The 21,191-nt window shown below is 68.6% G+C and carries 24 protein-coding genes and 1 pseudogene; 12 read left to right on the forward strand and 13 right to left on the reverse strand.

All coding sequences use genetic code 11. The annotated features are described in order from the left end of the window. Window positions 1-58 precede the first annotated feature (58 nt). The 3 genes from CEX88_RS12055 to CEX88_RS12065 all read right to left on the reverse strand — a co-directional run bounded on the left by CEX88_RS12055 (window position 59) and on the right by CEX88_RS12065 (window position 4,062). Window positions 59-1,477: an NAD(P)/FAD-dependent oxidoreductase gene (locus CEX88_RS12055; protein ID WP_094293653.1), complete on the reverse strand. Its 1,419-nt coding sequence runs from the start codon at window positions 1,475-1,477 to the stop codon at window positions 59-61. Window positions 1,478-1,514: 37 nt separating this feature from the next. Continuing rightward, window positions 1,515-2,402, reverse strand: a complete 888-nt coding sequence (locus CEX88_RS12060; RefSeq protein WP_094293704.1) for a sterol desaturase family protein — start codon at window positions 2,400-2,402, stop codon at window positions 1,515-1,517. 70 nt (window positions 2,403-2,472) lie between these two features. After that, the gene (locus CEX88_RS12065) at window positions 2,473-4,062 is read right to left on the reverse strand and encodes a carboxylesterase/lipase family protein (protein ID WP_094293654.1); all 1,590 of its coding nucleotides are present in this window, start codon (window positions 4,060-4,062) and stop codon (window positions 2,473-2,475) included. Between the two features lie 109 nt (window positions 4,063-4,171). Between CEX88_RS12065 and CEX88_RS12070 the strand changes: the two genes are divergently transcribed. After that, complete coding sequence (locus tag CEX88_RS12070) at window positions 4,172-4,507, forward strand: DMT family transporter (protein WP_094293655.1); 336 nt, start codon at window positions 4,172-4,174, stop codon at window positions 4,505-4,507. After that, a complete protein-coding gene (locus CEX88_RS12075) occupies window positions 4,507-4,830 on the forward strand; it encodes a DMT family transporter (protein WP_094293656.1) in 324 nt (107 codons plus the stop codon). The genes CEX88_RS12070 and CEX88_RS12075 overlap by 1 nt, the downstream gene beginning before the upstream one ends. Here the strand turns inward: CEX88_RS12075 and CEX88_RS12080 are convergent. Further along, window positions 4,799-5,998, reverse strand: coding sequence for an MFS transporter (locus tag CEX88_RS12080; protein WP_094293657.1), 1,200 nt, complete (start codon window positions 5,996-5,998; stop codon window positions 4,799-4,801). The genes CEX88_RS12075 and CEX88_RS12080 overlap by 32 nt on opposite strands. Window positions 5,999-6,118: 120 nt before the next feature. Between CEX88_RS12080 and malQ the strand changes: the two genes are divergently transcribed. Then, entirely contained in the window at window positions 6,119-8,260 is a 2,142-nt protein-coding gene (gene malQ / locus CEX88_RS12085) for a 4-alpha-glucanotransferase (RefSeq protein WP_094293658.1), read from the forward strand. A 77-nt stretch (window positions 8,261-8,337) separates the two neighbouring features. After that, entirely contained in the window at window positions 8,338-8,751 is a 414-nt protein-coding gene (locus tag CEX88_RS12090) for a hypothetical protein (RefSeq protein WP_068201802.1), read from the forward strand. Window positions 8,752-8,754: 3 nt separating this feature from the next. Here CEX88_RS12090 and CEX88_RS12095 read toward each other — a convergent pair whose 3' ends face one another. Both CEX88_RS12095 and CEX88_RS12100 read right to left on the reverse strand, forming a co-directional pair. Continuing rightward, entirely contained in the window at window positions 8,755-9,189 is a 435-nt protein-coding gene (locus CEX88_RS12095) for an SRPBCC family protein (RefSeq protein ID WP_094293659.1), read from the reverse strand. Window positions 9,190-9,194: 5 nt separating this feature from the next. After that, window positions 9,195-10,040: a lysophospholipid acyltransferase family protein gene (locus CEX88_RS12100; protein WP_064393679.1), complete on the reverse strand. Its 846-nt coding sequence runs from the start codon at window positions 10,038-10,040 to the stop codon at window positions 9,195-9,197. 85 nt (window positions 10,041-10,125) lie between these two features. Between CEX88_RS12100 and CEX88_RS12105 the strand changes: the two genes are divergently transcribed. The 5 genes and pseudogenes from CEX88_RS12105 to CEX88_RS26330 form a co-directional block, all read left to right on the forward strand. Next, window positions 10,126-11,079 carry a metal-dependent hydrolase gene (locus CEX88_RS12105; RefSeq protein ID WP_094293660.1) on the forward strand — a complete coding sequence of 318 codons (954 nt, stop codon included), beginning with the start codon at window positions 10,126-10,128 and terminating at the stop codon, window positions 11,077-11,079. Beyond that, on the forward strand, window positions 11,079-12,185 hold the full coding sequence (locus CEX88_RS12110; RefSeq protein ID WP_094293661.1) for a PDR/VanB family oxidoreductase: 1,107 nt from the start codon (window positions 11,079-11,081) through the stop codon (window positions 12,183-12,185). The genes CEX88_RS12105 and CEX88_RS12110 overlap by 1 nt, the downstream gene beginning before the upstream one ends. A gap of 20 nt (window positions 12,186-12,205) precedes the next feature. After that, entirely contained in the window at window positions 12,206-13,654 is a 1,449-nt protein-coding gene (locus tag CEX88_RS12115; protein ID WP_094293662.1) for a serine/threonine-protein kinase, read from the forward strand. After that, window positions 13,651-14,526: an LLM class F420-dependent oxidoreductase gene (locus CEX88_RS12120; RefSeq protein WP_094293663.1), complete on the forward strand. Its 876-nt coding sequence runs from the start codon at window positions 13,651-13,653 to the stop codon at window positions 14,524-14,526. Before CEX88_RS12115 ends, CEX88_RS12120 begins: the two co-directional genes overlap by 4 nt. Continuing rightward, a pseudogene (locus CEX88_RS26330) lies at window positions 14,523-14,915 on the forward strand (nuclear transport factor 2 family protein); the annotation flags it as partial. The gene CEX88_RS12120 and the pseudogene CEX88_RS26330, both read left to right, overlap by 4 nt. Window positions 14,916-14,937: 22 nt before the next feature. Here the strand turns inward: CEX88_RS26330 and CEX88_RS12130 are convergent. The 3 genes from CEX88_RS12130 to CEX88_RS12140 all read right to left on the reverse strand — a co-directional run bounded on the left by CEX88_RS12130 (window position 14,938) and on the right by CEX88_RS12140 (window position 17,073). Beyond that, window positions 14,938-15,429: an NUDIX hydrolase gene (locus CEX88_RS12130; protein ID WP_094293664.1), complete on the reverse strand. Its 492-nt coding sequence runs from the start codon at window positions 15,427-15,429 to the stop codon at window positions 14,938-14,940. Between the two features lie 108 nt (window positions 15,430-15,537). Next, window positions 15,538-15,729: a hypothetical protein gene (locus CEX88_RS12135; protein WP_064348755.1), complete on the reverse strand. Its 192-nt coding sequence runs from the start codon at window positions 15,727-15,729 to the stop codon at window positions 15,538-15,540. A 33-nt stretch (window positions 15,730-15,762) separates the two neighbouring features. Continuing rightward, window positions 15,763-17,073: an NAD(P)/FAD-dependent oxidoreductase gene (locus tag CEX88_RS12140; RefSeq protein ID WP_066844038.1), complete on the reverse strand. Its 1,311-nt coding sequence runs from the start codon at window positions 17,071-17,073 to the stop codon at window positions 15,763-15,765. 45 nt (window positions 17,074-17,118) lie between these two features. Here CEX88_RS12140 and CEX88_RS12145 point away from each other — a divergent pair, with 45 nt between their 5' ends. The 3 genes from CEX88_RS12145 (at window position 17,119) to CEX88_RS12155 (ending at window position 19,445) form a co-directional block, all read left to right on the forward strand. Continuing rightward, window positions 17,119-17,931, forward strand: coding sequence for a hypothetical protein (locus tag CEX88_RS12145; protein ID WP_094293665.1), 813 nt, complete (start codon window positions 17,119-17,121; stop codon window positions 17,929-17,931). Between the two features lie 186 nt (window positions 17,932-18,117). Beyond that, complete coding sequence (locus CEX88_RS12150) at window positions 18,118-18,423, forward strand: hypothetical protein (protein ID WP_066844189.1); 306 nt, start codon at window positions 18,118-18,120, stop codon at window positions 18,421-18,423. A gap of 74 nt (window positions 18,424-18,497) precedes the next feature. Continuing rightward, on the forward strand, window positions 18,498-19,445 hold the full coding sequence (locus tag CEX88_RS12155) for an ankyrin repeat domain-containing protein (protein WP_094293666.1): 948 nt from the start codon (window positions 18,498-18,500) through the stop codon (window positions 19,443-19,445). A 16-nt stretch (window positions 19,446-19,461) separates the two neighbouring features. Here the strand turns inward: CEX88_RS12155 and CEX88_RS12160 are convergent, their stop codons facing one another. The 4 genes from CEX88_RS12160 to CEX88_RS12175 form a co-directional block, all read right to left on the reverse strand. Next, window positions 19,462-19,827: a DUF732 domain-containing protein gene (locus CEX88_RS12160; RefSeq protein WP_066844047.1), complete on the reverse strand. Its 366-nt coding sequence runs from the start codon at window positions 19,825-19,827 to the stop codon at window positions 19,462-19,464. A 25-nt stretch (window positions 19,828-19,852) separates the two neighbouring features. Continuing rightward, window positions 19,853-20,434 carry a hypothetical protein gene (locus CEX88_RS12165; RefSeq protein ID WP_174522722.1) on the reverse strand — a complete coding sequence of 194 codons (582 nt, stop codon included), beginning with the start codon at window positions 20,432-20,434 and terminating at the stop codon, window positions 19,853-19,855. Between the two features lie 117 nt (window positions 20,435-20,551). Further along, the gene (locus CEX88_RS12170; protein WP_094293667.1) at window positions 20,552-20,737 is read right to left on the reverse strand and encodes a hypothetical protein; all 186 of its coding nucleotides are present in this window, start codon (window positions 20,735-20,737) and stop codon (window positions 20,552-20,554) included. Continuing rightward, window positions 20,734-21,171 carry a hypothetical protein gene (locus CEX88_RS12175; RefSeq protein WP_126315862.1) on the reverse strand — a complete coding sequence of 146 codons (438 nt, stop codon included), beginning with the start codon at window positions 21,169-21,171 and terminating at the stop codon, window positions 20,734-20,736. The genes CEX88_RS12170 and CEX88_RS12175 overlap by 4 nt, the downstream gene beginning before the upstream one ends. Between the last annotated feature and the right edge of the window lie 20 nt (window positions 21,172-21,191).

The following is a 21,191-nucleotide window of genomic DNA, read 5'->3' on the forward strand; positions in this document are numbered from 1 at the left end:
CCCATCGGTGAAGGTCACAGAGACGTTACGCCCCGGCCGCGGTTTCGGCACGGGACAGCTACGAATCGAAACCGAGGCCTAGCGCATCCAGCGTCCGCAAATAGGCGTTCCGGCGTCCGGCGGCGTGGTCGGCCCGGTCGAGTGACCACCGGGTCGCCTGGATGCCGACGGTGGCCAGCGGCTCGGGAGGGAACGGCAGTGGACGCTCGCGCACCATCTGCAGTTCGGTGCGCGGCGTGGGCCGGCCTTCGAGCAGGTCCAGGCACACGTCGGCGGCGAACCGGGAAGCGCCAACGCCCAGTCCGGTGAAGCCGTTGACGTATGCGACGCGGCCGTCCCTGGCCAGCCCCCAGTGCGCGCAGAACCGGGTGTTGGTGTCGATCGCGCCGGCCCACCGATGACTGAATCGGACGTCGTCGAGTTGCGGGAAGGTCAAAAAGAAGTGCTCGGCCAGCCGGCGGTAGCTCGCAGGCCGGTCCTCGTAGCGGGGCCGCACTTTGCGCCCGAAGTGGTAGACGGCGTCGTACCCGCCCCAGACGATCCGGTTGTCCGCGGTGAGGCGGTAGTAGTGGAACTGGTTGGCGCAGTCGTCGATTCCCTGCCTGCCGCGCCAGCCGATGCGGCCCCGCTGGTCGTCGGTGAGCGGTTCGGTGGCCAACACGTAGTCGTACACCGGCACCGTATGCAGCCAGTTGCGCTTGAGCAGGCTCGGATAGACGTTGGTCGCGAGCACTGCTTGCCGCGCGGTGACGACGGCCTGGCCGGTCTGCATACGCAACCCGACGCCACCGGAATCCAGCCGGACGGCGTTGGTGTGCTCGTAGAGGCGCACCCCCGCGTCCTGGCACGCCCTGGCGAGTTCGAACACCAGCTTGGCGGGGTGCACGATCGCGCAGGTGTGGGCGTCGATCAGGCCGGCGAGGTAGGTCGGTGAGGCCACCTCGTCGCGAACCTGGGTGGTGTCGAGGAACTCCCCCTCGCCGTCGGCCGCGGCCTGGCGCAACCACTCCACCTGATGCGGTTCGGTGGCCACTGTCAGGGTGCCGGTGCGCTGCCAGTCGGTGTCGAGGCCCAGTTCGGCGATCTCGGCCTGCATACCGTCGAGGTTGTCCAAGCCCATTTCCTCGAGAACGTCGAAGTCGTTGGGCCAGCGTGCCTTTCCGTTCGCGGTGCCGTGCGTCAGGCTGGCATCGACGAAGCCTCCATTGCGGCCCGACGCTGCCCAGCCCACCCGGTTGGCTTCGATGAGCACGATGCGCTGATCGGGGTCGCGTCGCGCGGCGTGCAGCGCGGTCCACAAGCCGGTGTATCCGCCCCCGACGACGATCAGGTCGCAGGTGACCGGCTTCGTCAGGGCGGGGAACTGCGGCCGCGGCGGGCCGACGCGCTCGTCCAGCCACACCGAGCCCAACGTGCTTGTCGCCAGCGAACGTTCGACCAGACCGGCGTCGACCGGGGCGTCGAAGACGGTTTTCACACAGCGCAGATTACGGCGCGCAGAGGCGCTGCGTGGCTCAGGCGCTGATGGGGGCCGACGGCTGCTCTGCCACGAGCGGCGGTCGCGCCGGCGCCCACCCGGGCGGGCCGAACATGTAGCCCAGCCTGTCGCGCCACCGCCGCGCCCTGCGGATGTCACGCGCGATCGCCACGTACTCGTGTGTCTGCAACGTCCAGATGTTGTAGGTGTCGACCTGCTTGGTCAGCCCGTAGTGCGGGCGGACCGTCTCGGCCGCAAAGCTGCCGAACAGCCGATCCCACAGGACGAAGATGCCGCCGTAGTTCTTGTCGAGGTACTGCTGGTCCATGCCGTGGTGCACCCGGTGGTGCGACGGCGTATTGAACACGAATTCAATTGGGCCCCAGAGCTTCCCGATGCGTTCGGTGTGGATCCAGAACTGGTAGATCAGGTTGATGGAGAAGCTGGCGAAGACGATCCACGGCGGTACGCCGAACAGCGGCAGCAGCGCCCGCAGGAACACGTCACCGCTGATGTTCCACTTCTGCCGCAGTGCGGTGGCGAAGTTGAAGTACTGGCTGGAGTGGTGCGCTTGATGAGTGGCCCAGATCAGCCGCACCCGGTGCGCCATCCGGTGATAGACGTAGTAGAGCAGGTCCACCCCGACGATCGCGATCACCCACGTGTACCACGCATTTGCGGGTAGCTGCCACGGCGCGACGTAGACGAACAACGCCGCATAGCCCAGCAGCGCGATGAAGTTCAGCACCCCGCTCGTGCCGATCGAGACCACGCCCATCCAGATGCTGGCCCACGCGTCGGACCGCTGATACGCACCGGCCGGTGCACGATCGGCCTCCTCGTGGGCCAACTTGCGGGCGGCCGCCCACTCGATGACCAGCAGCAGCAGGAAGAACGGCACCGCGAAGACCACGGGATCGTGCATCAACGGCGGCAATACGTGCGAGAAGGCGCCACTCACATCCACTTCGAAACCTCCGGGCCCAGCATACGTCTCAGCGAAAACTCAGCACTTGATCGCCCCACGCGGTGCGTAGATCGTGGTCGAGGTCGTCGACCACCCTGTCCTCGGCGTCGATGAGCAAGGTGGCGCGATCGGAGGTGCGGTACGGCCGCCACACCGGGTCGCCGGCGAAGCCCGCGGGTGTGCCGTCGACGGCGAAGTTCACCCAGCGCCGCCGGATGCGCGCCGAGACCTCCTTCCCCGTCCTGCGCCCGCCGAGCTTGAAGGTCGGATCCCTGGGGCCGGCGACCAGATTGCCCCAGACGTACGGCAATTCGGTCGCGTGCGCGGCGCCGAGCCGCAGCAGCCGCAACATCGGGGTGGCGAAGTCGAATCGGTAGAGGTACACGGGTGCGACCTCGCGATGACCCTCGGCGAACCAGACCGACGGCATCCGGAACCCGATATCGCGCGCGACGCCCATACCGATGGTCTTTCCTCGGCCCCGGTACGCCGCGCGGATCTGCTGTTCGTCGGGCAGCTGCAGGTCGGGTTGTTCGGCGGCGATCTCGGCGAACATCGCCCGGATCGCCTTGGGCGTGATCGGCATCAGCGGCGACTTCATCCAGCGGAAGAGTGCGGCTTCGTGCTTGTTGGTGCCGATGATCAGCGGCACCGGGAGGGTGCGCCCATCCCGGGCGAGCTGGACCGGATGCGCAGGCACCACATCGCCGTCGATGATCGGCGCGAACGCCAGCGTGCCAGGGGTGCTCACCGGGATGTGGTCGAAAACCTGCTTGGAGGCGGTCATCAGCGCGGAGGTGGGCACCGAAACCAACTGCTGGGCGTCGCTGGAGCTCAGCCCGAGCCGGTCGAGCAACAGCGCTGCCACCCGTTGCGAGCGCTCGCGGTCGTAGACCGAGGTCGCCGGTGAGCTCTGCGCGATCGCCGCGCCGAACAGGCCGGCGGCGGCCGGGCTGGCCAGCAGCGTGGTGATGATCCCGCCACCGGCGGATTCTCCGAAGACGGTGACGCGGTTCGGGTCTCCTCCGAACCCGGCGATGTTGTCGCGCACCCACTGCAGCGCGAACAGCACGTCGCGCAGGCCGAGGTTGGTGGCGAAGTCGTCGCTCACCGCCGACAGGTCCAGGAAGCCCAACGCTCCGAGGCGGTAGTTCACCGTGACGATCACGGCGTCGCCGTCGGCGGCGAGCGTGCGGCCGTGATAGAGCGGCTGCGCCGACGAACCGAGGACGTAGGCGCCGCCGTGCACCCACACCATCACCGGTTTGCCCGCGCCCGGCTCGATGTTCGATGCCGCCCACACGTTCAGGCTCAGGCAGTCGTCGCCCTGCGGAGCGCCGAGGTCGATCGGGATGCGCGGGTCCGTCGGCTGCGGGCACACCGGGCCGACCGTCGTGGCGTCCGCCGGTTCGGACCAGCGCTGCGGCGGTTCGGGCGCCCGCCACCGCCGCTCACCCGCAGGCGGGGCTGCGAACCGGAGCCCCTTCCACACCTTCACGGTGCCGTCGTCGAGGCCGCGAACCGGTCCGTACGCGGTGTCGACGACGAGCGCGTCGTCGCTGCCCCGTGCCCCTGCGGTCACCGGAACTCCACGTCGTACGGCATGGGACTCCTCCATCGATGGAATACAGCCAGTTCAGGCTACGCGCGCGTCCGAACTGGCCGTCCGGTCAGCGGTTCCGCTCTCGCCGCACGGGCAGAGCCGACCGGTCGGCTAGCTTGATCGGGTGCAGAAGTGGACGCTGCTGGCCGGTGCGATCGTCGTCGAGGTCGCGGCGACGCTGTCGCTGCGGGCGTCCCAGGATCATTCGGCGTGGCTTCTCGTCGTCGTCGGGGGCTACCTCGCGGCCTTCACATTTCTGACGCTGGTGTTGCGCGCCGGAGTGCCGGTCGGGGTGGCGTACGGAATCTGGGGAGCGGTCGGGACGGCGGGTACCGCGGTTCTCGCCGCTGTCCTGTTCGGTGACCCGTTCACCTGGCCGATCGTCGCCGGCATCGGCCTGATCATCGCCGGTGTGCTGCTGATCGAGTTCGGTTCGCACCGGGCGGTCGAACACCGGTGATGTACTGGACACTGGCCGGCGCGATCGTCTTCGAGGTGTTCGCGACGCTGTCGCTGCGGGCTTCGGAGGGGTTCCGCAAGAAGGCCTGGATCGCACCGATCGTCCTGGGTTACCTGGCGTCGTTCTATCTGCTGTGGCTGACGCTGGCGCTCGGGATGCCGGTCGGCATCGCCTACGGCGTGTGGACCGCGTGCGGCGTGGCGCTGGTCGCGGTCATCGCGCGCTTCGTGTTCACCGAACCACTGACCTGGGTGATGGCTCTGGGTATCGCGCTCGTCGTCGGCGGCGTGCTCACGATCGAGCTTGCCGGCGTCGCGCACTGAGCACACCCGACAACAACACGACCACGATGCCGGCGACCGGCACGACGAGCAGGCCGGTGCGCAGGCTCGTCGCGTCCGCGATCACCCCGATGAGCACCGGGGCGACGAGGAACCCGATGCGCATCAGCCAGGTGAGGATCGTCAGACCGCTGCCCGCTTGCAGGCCCGGCAGCTGATCCGCGGCGTGCATGGCCGACGGCACGAGGGTGGCCGCGCCGAGGCCGGCCATCGCGAAACCGGCGATCGTGCCCGGAACGGACGGGAACGCGAGCGCCAGGCCCATACCGATCGCGGTGATCGCGCCACCCGTGCGCACCACGGTGCGTTCTCCGAACCGGTCGACCAGGCGGTCACCGACCAGCCGCCCGATGAAAAGGAATGTGACCACGGCGATGTAGCCCGACACCGCGATCGGCCCGGGCGCACCGAGCGCGTCACGCAGATACAACACGGCCCAGGAGTTGCCGGCGTCCTCGACCATCGCACCAGCCACGGCGATCAGCACCAGCCCGAGCAGCGCGGCGTACACCGCACCGCCGGCACCGCCCGCTCGGTCGGCGCGCCCCTGCCGGTAGTCGTCGTGATCGGACCCCGGGAGCAGAAAGCGGTACGCAACGATGACGACCACGCTGCACAGCACCGCTGAGAAGCCGAGATGCAGCGGGCGCGAAATGCCCAACGCGAGCGCCGTCCCGCCCATCACACCGCCGATGATCGCGCCCGCCGCCCACACCGCATGCAGCGAGTTGATGATCGAACGACCGTAGATGCGTTGCACCCGCAAGCCGTGTGCGTTCTGCGCGACGTCGGTCACCGCATCGCAGGTCCCCGCCGCGAACAGCCCGGCGGCCAACAACACCGGAGACGTCGCCATGCCCGCGAGCATCACGAAGACACCGATTCCGATGGTGCCGACGACAGCCACCCGCGACGAGCGGTAACGCCGGATGAGCGCGGCCGCGCTCAGCCCCGCCGCCAGCGCCCCCGCCGAGAACGCGGCGACCGCCGCGCCGTACGCCGAATTGGACATCCCCAGATCGGTCTTGATCTCGGGGTAGCGCGGCAGCAGGTTCGCGAACACGGCGCCGTTGGTCAAGAACAGCGCTGCCACCGCGAGTCGAGCCCGCCGACTCTGCGCCTCGGCCGTCTCCTGTTGGTCGGGCGCCATACCGGCCGACACTACCCACCAGGGCCGAGGCCGGATTCAGTGCCGGTTGACTTCGCGCAGATCGGGTATGAGCGAGCCTGTGATGAGACGTGGTGACCGATTCCGGGCAAGATTGGCGACATGACAGGGCCCGCCGCGTCGCTAGTGGAGTTGGCGCGACGCTACGGTGTCGCAACCGATTACGAAGACTGGACGGGCACGCGCATCTCCGTGGCCTCCTCGACGCTGGTCTCGGTGCTGGCCGCGTTGGGCGTCGCCGCAGGCACCGAGGACGACCGCGCCGCCGCACTCGCCGCGCACGACCGCGAGTACTGGTCACGCCACCTTCCGCCGACGATCATTGGGCGCACCGGCGCCACTTCGACGTTCTGGGTGCACGTCACGCACGGAAACGCGGTGTCGCTGCGAATCCGACTGGAGGACGGGTCGAAGCGGACGGACCTGCCGCAACTCGAAAACAACAGGCCCCCTTACGAATTGGACGGGCGACTGGTCGGCGAGGCGACCTTCGAGACGCCCGCCGACCTGCCGATCGGATACCACCGCCTGGAGCTGCACGCCGACGGGGCGGAGTTCAGCACCCCGGTCATCGTCTCCCCCGCGTCGCTAGTGCCCCCTTCCGGCAGGAACTGGGGCCTGGCCACCCAGCTCTACAGCGTGCGGTCCGAAAAGTCCTGGGGTATCGGCGATCTGACCGATCTGACCGATCTGGCGGTGTGGTCGGCCGCCCGACATGCCGCGGGATTCGTCCTCGTCAATCCGCTGCACGCGGCCGCTCCGGTCGCACCGATGGAGCCCTCGCCGTACCTTCCGACCTCGCGCCGGTTCGTCAACCCGATCTATCTGCGGGTCGAAGCGATCCCCGAATACGCCTATGTCCGCCGCCGCAACCGGTTACGCAAACTGCGCGAGGCCGTGCAGTCGCGTGCCGACCGCGCCGAGCAGGTCGACCGTGACGCGGCGTGGAAGGCGAAGCGCTCGGCGCTGGAAGCGGTCTACGAGGTACCGCGCTCGGCGGGGCGGGACCTGGCCTACGCCGCTTACCGGGAGCGCGAGGGCCGCAGCCTCGACGACTTCGCCGTCTGGTGCGCGCTGGCCGAACGGTACGGCGCCGACTGGCACCAGTGGCCTCGGCAACTGCAGCATCCTGCGGGTGACGCCGTCGCTGAGTTCGCCGCCGAGCACGCCGACTCCGTCGACTTCCATCGCTGGCTGCAGTGGCAGCTCGACGACCAGCTCACCGCGGCGCAGGCCACCGCGCTGCAGACCGGGATGAGCCTGGGCATCATGCACGACCTCGCCGTGGGCGTGGACCCCAACGGCGCGGACTCGTGGGCCCTGCAGGATGTGCTCGCGCTCGGCGTCACAGCGGGCGCTCCTCCCGACGAGTTCAACCAGCTCGGCCAGGACTGGTCGCAACCGCCCTGGCGGCCCGACGAACTCGAGAAGCTCGCCTACGAGCCGTTCCGCGCACTCGTCAACGCGGTGCTGCGGCACGCGGGCGGTGTGCGGATCGACCACATCATCGGGTTGTTCCGGCTGTGGTGGATTCCGAACGGGGCGCGGCCCACCGACGGCACGTATGTGCGCTACGACCACGAGGCGATGATCGGCATCGTGGCGCTCGAGGCCCACCGGGCGGGAGCCGTCGTCGTCGGCGAGGACCTCGGCACCGTCGAACCGTGGGTGCGCGACTACCTCAATGAGCGCGGTTTGTTCGGTACCTCGATCCTGTGGTTCGAGGCCGACCGCGACGGCGCTCACGGACCGGCAGGGGCCCCGCTGGCCGCCGAGCGGTGGCGCGAGTACTGCCTGTCGGCCGTCACCACGCACGACCTGCCTCCGACCGCCGGCTATCTGGCCGGCGAACACGTCCGCCTGCGCGATGAACTCGGGCTGCTGACGCGGCCGGCCGCCGAGGAGTTGGCCGACGACCGCGAGCAGCAGAACAGCTGGCTGGACGAGCTGCGCCGCGTCGGGCTCTTGAGCGGCGACACCGAGGCCGACACCGCGCAGATCGTCGAGGCCCTGCACCGCTATCTCGGCCGCGCCCCGTCGCGCTTGCTGTCGCTGTCGCTGGCCGACGCCGTCGGCGACCTGCGCACCCAGAATCAGCCGGGCACCACCGACGAGTATCCGAACTGGCGAGTGCCGCTGGCCGGGCCGGATGGTAAGAAACTGCTGCTCGAGGACGTCTTCGACGACGTCACCGCGGCGCGGCTCGGCGAGGTCATGCGAAAAGCGGTGCGCCCGGCGGTGTAACGCCGACGCCGTCTGCTCCGGTTTCACATTCGTCACGGCTGCGATATGTTCGCGCCGCACCGACCTGAGGAGATCACGTGAACAAGCTTGTTGTGCTCAGCGGCGGGCTCGTGGCTGTCGGTTCGGCGGCACTCGTCGGCGCCGGTATCGCGATGTCGCAACCGAGCAGTGTGAACGTGGTCGGCGAACCGTACAACCGGGCGCTGCAGATCCTGAAGTCCCAGGGCGTCAAGGCCTACTTCGGCGGTTCGGTCGGCAGCGTGCTCCCCCAGGCGGAGTGCCTGGTCGACCAACAGAAGATCACCTCGGGCGGCCGGATGCTGCTAATGCTGGACTGCAGCCAGAAGGCGGCGGACTTCATCGCCGAGCAAGGTCCCTCGGGCGGTCCGACGGTCGGTCGAAACGGCGTCACCACCGTCACTCCTACCCCGGTGGTGCCGATCCAGGGCGCCCCCGGCGCGGGCACCCCGCCGCCGCCCCCGGCCGGCTAAGGGTCAGCCCTCCACCATCTGGCGCAGATTGGTCAGCGTGCGCCCCATCGTCCGGCCGACCTGGCGCGCGGCCACCCGGTCGGCGATCAGGCCCAAAAGATTGCCCGCGGATTCGTAGGACAACCGGAACGTCACCTTGGTGCGGCCGTCCCCGGTTTCGCGCAACCGGAACCGGCCGCGTTGTGAGACTCCGGTGAGCCCGATCCAGGACACCTCACGCGGCGCGTCGAACTCGACGACCTCCACGGTGCCGCCGATCGGCACCGAACCGACCTTCCAGTGCACGGTGTAGCGGGACCCGAGGCCGGCGGGCGGATCGGTCATCGTCTCCCAGCGCTCCAGGCTGGCCATGAAGTCCGGATAGCACTGCGGATCACTGACCACCTTCCACACCTGGTCGCGGTCGGCGTCGATGACGCATTGGCGTTGAACTCTCATCGTCGTCAGCCCAGAACCGGGAACCGTCGGGTGGCGGCCAATTTGTCGACTCCTGCCTGCAGGCTGCTCAACACCTTGTCGTTGATGACGTCGTCGTCGCTGGCCGCGATGTCGTCGGCATCGATGGGATCCTGCACCTCGATCGCGATCTTCGTCGGCAGGGGCAGCCGCGGGATGAAGTCGCTGACGGTCAGCCCCCACGGCGGCGCCAGCAGGATGGGCACGCTCTTGAGGCGGGCCAGCCGGTCGGCCCTCAGCAGTCGCGCCAACCACTGGCCCCGGTCGAGGAACAACGCGGCTTCCTGGCCGCCGACGCTGGCGACGGGCACGATCGGCACACCGGCGTCGCGGGCGAGTTTCACGTAGCCCTTGCGACCGCCGAAATCGACCTCGTGTCGGTGCCACGACGGGCGGAACACCTCGTAGTCGCCGCCCGGGTACACCAGAAGCGCCCCGCCGGACTCCAGCGCCAGCTTGGCATTCTCGTGGTTGGCGGCCACGGTGCCGAACTTGCGCAGCGAACCCAGGCCCGGCATCGAGACGACGAGATTGTGTGCGAGCTGATAGAACGGCCGCTCGACGCCGAAGTACGAGCTGAACGCCAGCGTGAACACGAACGTGTCGGGCGGGAGGTTGCCACCGCTGTGGTTGCCCACCAGCAACACGGGGCCGTCGGCGGGGATGCGGTCCAGGCCGCGGACGTCGGCGCGGAAGTACAACGACGCCAGCAGCCACAGCCCCGGCAGCTGTTCACGGATGTAGTCCGGATCGCGCTGGTCCAGATCCGCCTTCGGAACCCGGTCGGCCACCTGCTGCTTGGCCCATCCGAGAACGTCGTCGATCGCAGCCATGTACGTGTTATAGACGCGCCCCGCCTACCGCAAACCTGCCCTCCCGCCCACCGCACGTAGACTGTGCGGCACGAAGGAGGAGCCGATGGCACTATCGCCGGCCCGCCCTGGGGGCCATTTGCCGGCTCAGCCGGTGGAAGCCCTACGTCCACGCCGTTTCGCACACGAGGTCGACCCCGGCCCGGTACAGATCCAGGCCCGCAAGGTGCATTTCGACCTGTCCGGAGTACCCCTCGAGTGGATCCCCGGCCATCCGGTGGCGTCCACGATGATCAACCTGTTCAACGTGGTGCTGCCCGCCGCCGAGCACTGGTTCGTCCGCACCTACAACGAGGCGCTGCCCTTGGTGAGGGATCCCAAGCTCGCCGACGACATCCGCGGCTTCATCGGCCAGGAGGCGACGCACGCCGCAGCCCACGACGATGTGATCTCCGACTTCCTCATCGGCAACGGGGTCGACCCGAAGCCGATGCTGGACCTCGTCGGCTATATGTTTGAAAAGGTCTTGGCGCCAAAGCATTTCGATGACCCCGAACGGCGCCTCAGCAACCTGTGCGAGCGGCTGTGGCTGATCGCGGCGATCGAGCACTACACCGCGGTGCTCGGTGACTTCGCGCTGAACTCGACCTGGGACGACCACGGCGCGGACCCGACCCTGGTCGATTTGTTCCGCTGGCACGGCAGCGAAGAGGTCGAGCATCGCTGCGTCGCCCACGACGTGGCGGTCTACTTCCACGACAGCTATCCGGACCGGATCCGGGCGATGACGGTCGCTGCGACGGCGATGTTCACCTTCTTCCAACGCGGCACCTGGTACCTGCTGAAGTCCGATCCCAGCAGCGACATCGGCTGGTTCCAGATGCAGCGCCTGCGGATGCGCGACTCCGAACTGGGCCTGTTGCCGAAGTTCCGGACCCTGTTCGGGGCGAACACGCTGTCCTACTTCCGGCCCGGTTACTCGCCCGAGGACATGGGGTCGACCGCCCAGGCCGTGGCCTACCTGGCCACCTCACCCGCCGCGCGCGCCGCGCACCGTTGATGGGTCTGCGCGAGCGCTACCGGCAACTGCCTGCCCATCCGCTGCGGCCGGGACGGCGCTACGCGATGATCGGGATCGCCGACGTCGTGATCAATTCAATGGAAGCGTTGGCCGGCGCCGTCCGCAAGGTCACAGCTCCCCGCGAGCTCGACCGCACCCTGACCCTGCGGGTCGCCGAGCGTGAGGTGGTGGCCCGCGACGAGAACGTCGTGGCGTTGACGCTGGTCGCCGCCGACGGCGAACCGCTGCCCCGGTGGCATCCCGGCTCGCACATCGACATCACGCTGCCCAGCGGGCTGGTGCGGCAGTACTCGCTGTGCGGCGATCCCGCCCGCACCGACAGCTACCGCATCGCGGTGCGGCGCATCCCCGACGGCGGCGGCGGGTCGATCGAAGTGCACGAGGGGCTGCACCCGGGCGCGACCGTGACCTCACACGGGCCCCGCAACGCGTTCCCGCTGACCGTTCCCGGTTACGGCTCCCCCACCCGACGGCTGCGGTTCGTCGCAGGCGGCATCGGCATCACCCCGATCCTGCCGATGCTGCGGCTGGCGCAAGCGCTGGGTGTCGAGTGGTCGATGGTGTACACCGGCCGCAGCCACGACAGCCTCCCGTTCATCGAGGAAGTCGCACGGTTCGGCTCTCGCATGCAGATTCGCACCGACAACGTCGACGGACTGCCTGACGCCGACGACCTGCTCGGCGACTGCCCCGACGGCACCGCGGTCTACGCGTGCGGTCCGGCGGCGATGCTGACCGTCATCCGCGAGCGGCTGGTCGGGCGCGACAACGTGGAACTGCATTTCGAACGGTTCGCCGCCCCGCCCGTCGAGGACGGCACGACCTTCTCGGTGACGGTGGCCGCACGCGACCAGACCATCGACGTCGGCGCCGAGGAGACGCTGCTCGCAGCGCTGCGCAGATCCGGTGTTCAGGCGCCGTATTCGTGCCAGCAGGGCTTCTGCGGTACGTGTCGCACCCGGGTGCTGGCCGGCGCCGTCGACCACCGCGACACGCTGCTCACCGACACCGAACGCGACGGCGGGCTGATGCTGATCTGCATCTCCCGCGCCGCCGAAGGTTCCCATCTGACACTCGATCTGTAGTCGTCTCGTACTATTCGCCCATGCCGTTGGCCGAGGGGGAGACTTTCGCCGGATACACCATCGTGCGACTACTCGGCTCCGGCGGAATGGGCGAGGTCTATCTGGCCGACCATCCGCGCCTGCCCCGACGCGACGCGCTCAAGGTGCTTCCCGCGTCGGTGTCGGCCGACGACGAGTACCGCAGACGGTTCCAGCGTGAGGCCGACATCGCGGCCACGCTGTGGCACCCGCACATCGTCGGGATCCACGATCGCGGCGAGGCCGACGGCCAGATCTGGATCTCGATGGACTACGTCGACGGCACCGACGCGGGGCAGCTGCTGAAGGAGCACCATCCCAACGGCATGCCTCCGACGGAGGTCGCCGCGATCGTCGCCGCCATCGCCGACGCCCTGGACTACGCCCACCAGGGCGGCCTGCTGCACCGCGATGTCAAACCCGCCAACATCCTGCTCGCCAGGCCCGAGGCAGACGATCGGCGAATCCTGTTGGCCGACTTCGGCATCGCCCGCTGGGCGGACGACGTCAGCGGTCTCACCGCGACCAACATGACGGTGGGCACGGTGTCCTACGCCGCGCCCGAGCAGTTGATGGGTGAAACGCTCGACGGCCGCGCCGATCAATATGCGTTGGCCGCCACCGCATTTCATCTGCTGACCGGGTCGCCGCCGTTTCGCAACTCGAATCCGGCCGTGGTCATCAGCCAGCACCTGTCGGCGGCGCCGCCCGCGATTGGCTCCCACCGACCGGACCTCGCGAACCTGGACCCCGTGCTGGCCAAGGCGCTGTCGAAGAACCCCAAAGACCGGTTCGAGCGTTGCGCGGACTTCGCCAGGGCGCTCAGCCACCACCTCGGCGTCGCCTCGTCGGACCCCGACAGCACCCGACTCGCCGTGGCCGCCGCCCAACCGAAGAAGTCGTGGCTGCGGCCGGGGTTGCTGGTGCCCGCGGTGCTCGCGGTGCTGCTGGTCGCCGCGGTCGTGGTGGCAGCCTTCCTGTTCGGCGAGGAACGCGCGAACGCCCCGGGCAGGTCGGCGACAGCTGCGTCGTCAACGCCGCCAGCCGCACCTCCTCCTCCACCGCCGCCTCCGCCGCCGCCGACGACCACGGCGACCGACACTCCCACGACCACCGCCACCGACGACGACGCCGCCACCACAACGGCGTCCACGCCCGCCGACGACTCCGCCGCGGTGATCGGGGCCGACTGCTCCCCCGAGGGCGCGACCGCCCAGACCGACGACGGTTCGACCGCCTACTGCTCGACCCTGCAGAGCACGGGCGCCACGATCTGGTCACTGACCGAGGGCGATGTCCCGAGCCCGACGGTCACCACCGAGGTGACCGACCCACCGCTGCCGGTCGCTGAGGAATCGCCGGTCCGGGTGTGCATGGAGCAGACCGGCCAGACCCGCCGCGAGTGTCGCCGGGACATCCGGGAAAGCAACGGTTTGCCGCCGCTGCCATGAAATACGCCGTCGTCGCGCCCGTTGCGGCGGGCGTCACCGCAGACCCCGCCTTCATGGCCGCGTTCGCCACGCATTTGGAGGCCTGCGGGTTCGAGTCACTGGTCGTGGTCGAGCACACCGTGCTGATGTCGGAGTACACCAGCGTCTACCCCTACGACGCGTCTGGCCGGGTCGAACTGCCCGCCGACTGCGACGTGCCCGATCCGCTCGACCTGCTCGCCTTCCTGGCCGGTCACACCCCGCGACTGGGCCTCGCCACCGGCGTGCTCGTGCTGCCCAACCATCACCCCGTCGTGTTGGCCAAGCGGGTGGCGACCGTCGACGCGCTCTCGGGCGGACGACTGCGGTTGTGCGTGGGGACGGGATGGCTCAAAGAGGAGATCGAGGCGTGCGGGGCCGACTTCGGCAGCCGGGGCCGGCGCGTCGACGAGCAACTCGCCGTGCTGCGGCTGCTCTGGCAGGACCGCCCCGAAGGAGCCGACTTCCACGGCGAGTTCTTCGATTTCGACAACGCCATGTGCTACCCGAAGCCGCTGTCGCACATACCAATTCACATCGGAGGACACAGCAGGGCGGCGGCAAGGCGAGCGGGTAGGCTCGGCGACGGGTTTCAACCGCTCGGCGTCGGCGGCGCAGAACTGGCCGAACTCGTCTCGTTGATGCGCGAGGAGGCCGAACGGTGCGGGCGTGACCCCAATGCGCTGGAACTCTCGCTCGGGCATCTCGTTACCAAGATCGACAGTGAGCGGGCGGCCAAACTGGAGGCGCTCGGTGCGGACCGCTTGATCCTGGCCATGCCGCCGACGGCCGATATCGACGAAGCGCGCGACGCGTTGAACGCGTGCGCGCAGCGGCTGGGGCTTGGCGCATGAGGCTGCGCACCGCCGATCGACTGGCGCTGGCCGACCTGGTGCACGTCTACGCCTCCGCCGTCGACGACCGCCGCTTCGACGATGTCGTCGAGCTGTTCACCGAGAACGCCGAGCTGCGGCTGCCGGACCCGCCGCGGGCGCTGGAGCCGGTGCGCCGCCACCAGGGCCGCGACGGGGTGCGGGCGGCGATGGCCTCATTGGCCGCGGTGCCCAGGACCGAACACGCGATCGTCGGCGAGGTGTACGCCGCGGCCGACGAACCCGACTACGCACTCGGCCGCATCACCTGCATCGCCCACCACTGGACGGTCAGCGACGGTCAGGCGTCCGATCTGGTGTGGCATCTGCGCTATGACGACGAGTACCTGCGGACACGGGCCGGCTGGCGAATCCACGGCCGCGCGTTGACGATCAATGCGATCGAGACGCGACCGGTGCGTCGTCTGCGATTGCCGCCAGCAACAGGTCCAGCAGGACCCGCTGACCCTTCAACAGCTTGGACCGAGCCTGCGCCACGGAAAACCAACCCACCCGGTCGATTTCGGGAAACTCCCTGATCGTGCCCGACCCTCTCGGCCACTCCATGGTGAACGTGTTGGAGAAGGTGCCGTCCAGGTCGAGGTCGCCGCGCACCGCGAATGCGGTGACGATCTTGCCGCTCGGCTGTTTGACGGGTGCGAACTCGATGCGCGGGCCTTCCGGCGGGCGCTTACCCAGTTCCTCTTCGAATTCACGGCGCGCGACGGCCCACGGGTCCTCGCCCTCGTCGTATTCGCCCTTGGGGATCGACCAGGCCCCTTCGTCCTTGCGCGCCCAGAACGGCCCGCCCGGGTGGCCGATGAGCACCTCGACTGCGCCGTCGCGCACCCGGTAGAGCAGCAGTCCCGCACTCAGCTTCGGCACGCCCTCATTTTTCCTTCCGCGAGCGACCGTGTCTGCACCGCGACACGCCGCGCCCAGGCGTACAAGAGAGATCGGTCGCGGACCGCGAGTGGCACGAGACGGTCAGCGCTAGTACTTGCGGTCGCCCTCGCTGCTGTCGAAGAAGTCCCAGTCGCCATCGTCGTTCTTGACCTCCATGCGCCAGCCGAGCTCGGGGTCGGCCTTCTGGTCGACGAACCAGGCGTGGGCGTCGTCGGCGCTCTCGATGTCCTTCGTGTCGACAACCTCGCCCTTGGGATTCAGCACGCGATAAGTAGCCATGCCGACACAGTTCCCCGGTTCAACGGGTTTGAATCAGCCGGCTTTCGGCGTCGGAATACCCTCGCTGGCCGAGAACTCCGCGTCCTCCTGCGTGGACAGCCCGAACGAGACGACGGGCCGGTCGAAGAACACATCGGTCAGATATGCCAGTGTTACCGCCCAGCGGTTGACGAACCGCGGAATGGCGTATACGTGGTAAGCCCGGGTCACGACCTTGGCGGGAAAGCCCGACAACTGGATGTTGAGCGGATTGGCCACGGCGTAGCGCGGGCCCAGGTCGACGACCAGCCCCATGTTGCGGTGCTTGTAACGCTTCGGCTTGCCCACACCGAGGCTGGCTGCGACATTGCGCGCCAACACCTTTCCCTGCCGGGTGGCGTGCTGGGCGGTCGGCGGCGTGATCTTGCCCGGCTGTGTGACGTCGGGCACCGCGGCGGCATCGCCCGCAGCGAATACCCCGGAATGGCCGGGAACCTGGAGCTCGGTGGTCACTTTCAGCCGGCCGCGCTCGGTCGGCAGCCCGAGCTTTTCGATCAGCGGCGCTCCCGTCACACCGGTGACCCACGCCACGGTATGGGTGCGGACCAGCGAATCATCGCTGAGCACAACGTGTTCGGCGTGCACTTCCTTGAGCGTGACCCCCAGCCGGACATCGATGCCACGCTCTTTGAGCACACGCTGCGCCGCAGCGCCCAACTTCTCCCCGACTTCCGGCATCACCTGCTCGGCGAGGTCGAGCAGCAGGAATTTGACTTCGCTCGGGTCGAAGCCCATCTGGTTGGCGGCCGAGTCGGCCAGCGCCCGCAGTTGCACCGCGAGTTCCGTCCCCGAGTACGACGCGCCGATCACGACGATCGTGCGCCGTGCCTGACGGCGGCCCGGATCGTCGTCGACGTCGGCCAGTTCGAGTTGCTGGATCACGTGATCGCGCAGATACAACGCCTCGGCGGTCGACTTGAGACCACGCGCGTGCTCGGCGAGGCCGGGCACGTCGAACAGCTTGGTGACCGAACCGGGCGTCAGCACCAGCCGATCCCATGACAGCGCGCGCGACCGTTCCTCGGGATCGGTGAACGTGACGGTGCGTCCTTTGAAGTCGACCTCGTCGACCCGGCCGCGGATCGCCTGCACGCCGCGTAAGGCGTTGGCCAGCGGGATCGCGACGAAGCGGGCATCGACCAAGCCGCCCGCGACGTCCGGCAACAGCGGCGTGTACAACATGTAGTCGACCGGCGAGATGAGTGAGATCTCGACGTCTGCGCGCTCTCTACGCAATTTCTTGGCCAGAGTCCGCGCACATTCGAAACCGGTGAAGCCGCTGCCGACGATTACCACGGAGGTCATGGGCCCGACTGTACGGAACCGGTCCCGGCGGGGAATGCTGGAGGCATGACGCGCCCGGAACCTCTGCGCCGATTCGATCCGTTCCGACCCATCGACATGTTGACCGCGTCGTGGTCGTCGGCCGCGGTAACGCCGGTCACCACAGGCGCCGCCGCGGCGTACCGCACGCTGTTCATGACGGTGCGCCGGCTGGTGGTGGGCAGGCGGCTCAGCGTCAAACTCGATGAGGCGGACCTGACGCTGACGGTCACCGAGTTCGACTCGCATCTCGACCCCCGCGGCCTGTCGGTCGGCCAGCTCAACGACGTCCGGCTCGCCGCACGCGACATCCGGTGCAACGAGGCGCGGTTCGACCATGCCACCGCGGTGTTGCACAACGTCCACATACGACCGACGGCACCACCGGTCCTGGTCGCGGCGCCCGTCGATCTGACGCTGGAGATTCCGGCGCCGGTTCTCGACGACGTGTTCCGTTGGGCCGCGCCGAGGCTCGCGGGCGCGATCGGCGCCGACGGTGTGGCCCGGCTGCGCCTTGCACGACGACCGGGGGCCGGCCACCTCGAGGTCGACGCCCATCTCGACGGCTCGACGCTGTGGCTCAAACCACGTTGCATCACCTTTCGCCGGACCCGCTGTCCGCTGCCGGCGCGGACCCCGGCCTATCCCGTGCGGCTGCCCGAACTGCCGCACGGTGTCCAACTGACCGGAATCAGCTTCGCGCCGGGGGTGGTACGGCTGTCGGCATCGGTGGCGGAGTGGCGGATGGACCTGCCGCTGACCAGGCTCGAGGACATTCTCGGACAGTTGAGCGCCGTCGGCCGTCCGCTGCAACTGAGCCGGTTGGGCCGCCTGCTCTGACGTTATTGCGCACACCGAACAACGTTGCGCCGCTTAAAATCTGCCATTCTTTCGGCCATTTCCTGCCAGGGAATCAAACCGGCTCCTTCTTCGTTGCCGCCTATGAGCCGATCGAACGCGCCCAACACCGAAATTCGTTGGCGGAAGACCGCTTCGGCGGCTCGCAGACATGGAAAGAGGCAGCATATGAAGAAGATAGGAATCGCAGCTGTAGCGAGCGGACTGGCAGCCGCCCTGATCGGGCTGGCCGCACCGGTGGCCGCCGCACCTTCGGGGGGGCAGAACGCACAGGACACCATCAACCAGCTCAAGGCTGAGGGATACAGGGTCGTCGTCACTCAGGTGGGCACCGCCCCGCTGAGCGAGGCCGAGGTGGTCGCGGTCCGCGAGGGCCCCACCTTCACCCGGATCGATGCGGGCAGCCCGGTGATCGGGAGTAGCCATAACTTCATCACGCATCAGGACCGTCTCGTCTACGTAGACGTCAAGTAGCCGGTTTGTGAAAGAGGGCACGAGAGGGGCACCCGCGAGGGTGCCCCTCTTCGCGTTTGGGCACAATCCTGGCTGTGGCCGAACTCGCCCGGTATCAGGACGGGCCCGCACGGGTCGTGATCCTGTCAGACGGCGCCGATGTGGTCTTCCGGACCGACCACGCCGACGGCGAACGGCCGAATATCACCGAAACCCGCATGCCGGTCTCCGATTTCGTCGCCCGAGGCGAAGGCCCGTGGCCCTGGTACGACCTCGGCCCCAAACGCGAGGCTTCGTTGAGGGCGCTGGCCGCGCTCGGCGTCGACCCACCGGATTGGACCGAGCCGTTACCACCGGACGTCCTTGACCTGTTCGACCGGGCACAGCGCGGCGACTCGGCGGTGATCGAACTGCTCGCGATGGGTGCCGATCCCGATCCCGTGGACGCATGTGGTGCATCACCGCTCTGGTACGCGGTGCGCTCACCGGGGTTGGGCATCGCGGTGGCGTTGATCGATGCCGGCGCCGACGCGGGACGCCGCATCGAGTTGTCGGCTCACGGTGAGCGCTACACCAGGATCCTGCACGAGATCGTGCGCAACGGTCGCACGGTGGCGCTGAACCACGCCCTGGCCAACGGCGTCTGCCCGGCGGTGCTGGACTCCGAGGGCGCGACACCACTGCACGTGCTCAGCAGCGACGGCGACAACGTCAACCCGCAAATGGTGCGCGCCCTGGTCCGTGCCGGTGCGCCGGTCCAGGCAGCGCTGCCCGACGGTACTCAACCCATCGACAGGGCCGCGCGGCTCGTGCTGCCCGCGACCGTCGCGGCGCTCGTCGACCACGGCGCCGACCCCGGGCGCGGGCTCGACGCGCTGATGTCGTGGTGGGCTCTCGGGGCGGAGGTCAGCGCCGAGAAGGCCGGTGTCGTGGCCGACGTCGTCGATGTGCTGCGCACCGGCGGCGCCGAGGTGACCGCACGACACCGTGACCTCGCGGCCGGTGCCAGCGTCGAGCGGGTGACGGCGGCCCTGCGTCCTTAGCAGACCCTCGCGGGGTCTAGATCCCGAGGAACGGCAGCGGGATCGGCGAGTTACCGCTGCCGATCGACGACACCATTGCAGGGCAGAACATCGAGATGGCGATGCCGGTGAACATGGTCGCCGGACCCAGCGACATGCCGCCCATTTCGGCGACCTTGGCCGCGACGTTGGCGGCGTTCTGGCCCGGATCGGACAGCATGGGGCACACCTGCTGGCCGACGGCGACGGCACTGCTCGGATCGCTCATGACGACGCCGGCCTCGGACACCGCGTTGAGGAAGGCGTCGTCGACGGGGTCGGCCTGCGCGGGCGCGGCCACCACGGCCGCTGCGGCGAGAAGTCCGGAGGTCAGCGCGAGCGCCGACACGGGTTTGCTAAGCACCCGGGAAGCCTACGCTGTGGAACCCTCAGACGCCCGTCCAGGCGGTGTCGATGGTGGAGCCTACGTCGATCACCTTGGCCTTCTGGGAGGCCGGGCTGTCGATCTCGCCGGCGACGTGGGCGGCGATGAACCGCCGGATCTCGGCGTCGATGCCACCGAGGATGCGAACCAGCTCCCCCCGCAGCGACTTGGACGTGACATGGATGGAGATGTCGGAGGCCCGCGGTTTCTCGACGTCGAGGATCAACAGCAACGGTTCCGCGGCACGGGCGGTCGCATTCAGCGCGATCTCGCCGAAAACCATGAACTTCGGCTTGTCGATGCGCAGATCGACCATCATGTCGATCTCCAGGGGGATGCGGATGGCGAACGTGATCATCGGGCCCACGTGGCGGGTCAGTCGCGGTTCCTGGATCCGCACCTTGGCGGTGACCTTCGCGATCTTGCCCGGACCCTGAGCGATCGGGCCCATCTCGAACTCGTCGCCGGCGATGTCGGCGATAGCGCTGCCGACGCGCTGCTCGGTCACGGCGACCTCGAAGAATCTGCGGCCGAATTCCTCGTAGGTGATCTCGGTGGGCTCATCGTCGACAGGCATGGTGCTCATACAGTCTCACGCGCCCAGTTCGCGCTGCACGCGACGCGACCGCCGCGACCGAATTGAGACACCTCGTACACGCCTCTCGCGTTCCCGCGACCGTTCCGCGACCCCGTGTGCCTACCGTCAACGACCGTCGTTGCTGCGTGCCTCGGCCCCGCTCTCCCCCGCGTCGATAGCGTCGTCGGAAAACGTCTGGCCGACGTAGGTGCCGTCGTCGCCGCCGCTGTCCTTGCCGGCGCGCGAGGTTGCCACGTGGTCGTCCTCGGTGACGCCCTCTTCGCTGGTGTCGTCGTCTTCGCGCGGAGTCATGCGGCCGGATTACCCGCCGTGGATGTGGTCAAACGGTCCCTCGACGGAGACCGGGGAGGCACCAGCTTGAGCGCCAGAAGCCCGAGCACCGCCACGACGAGGGCCGGTGTCCCGTACAGCAGGACCCCCATGGCCAGCGTTGTCGTCGAACCGCTCATCGCGGAGGCCACCACGTAGACCGAGAACACCCAGCTCGCGAGCAGGGCGACGCTCATCACGACCACCGCGACGGCCATGCTGCGGGCAGGCCCGTAGTACCGGTAACCGCTGACAGTGAGCACCGCGACGGTCGGGATGCCCAAGATCGCGGCGGCCGCCCATATCTGCTCGAGCGTCGCGAGCCGTCCGATTGTGGGCAGGATCAGGCACGACGCCAGCACCGCGGCCACGACGACGCCCACAACGGCGATCTCGCGTGAATCAGTGTGTCGCATGGTTGCCGGGTTGCCCCCGG

This window comes from Mycobacterium neumannii (assembly GCF_002245615.1).
Taxonomy (GTDB): Bacteria; Actinomycetota; Actinomycetes; order Mycobacteriales; family Mycobacteriaceae; genus Mycobacterium; species Mycobacterium neumannii_A.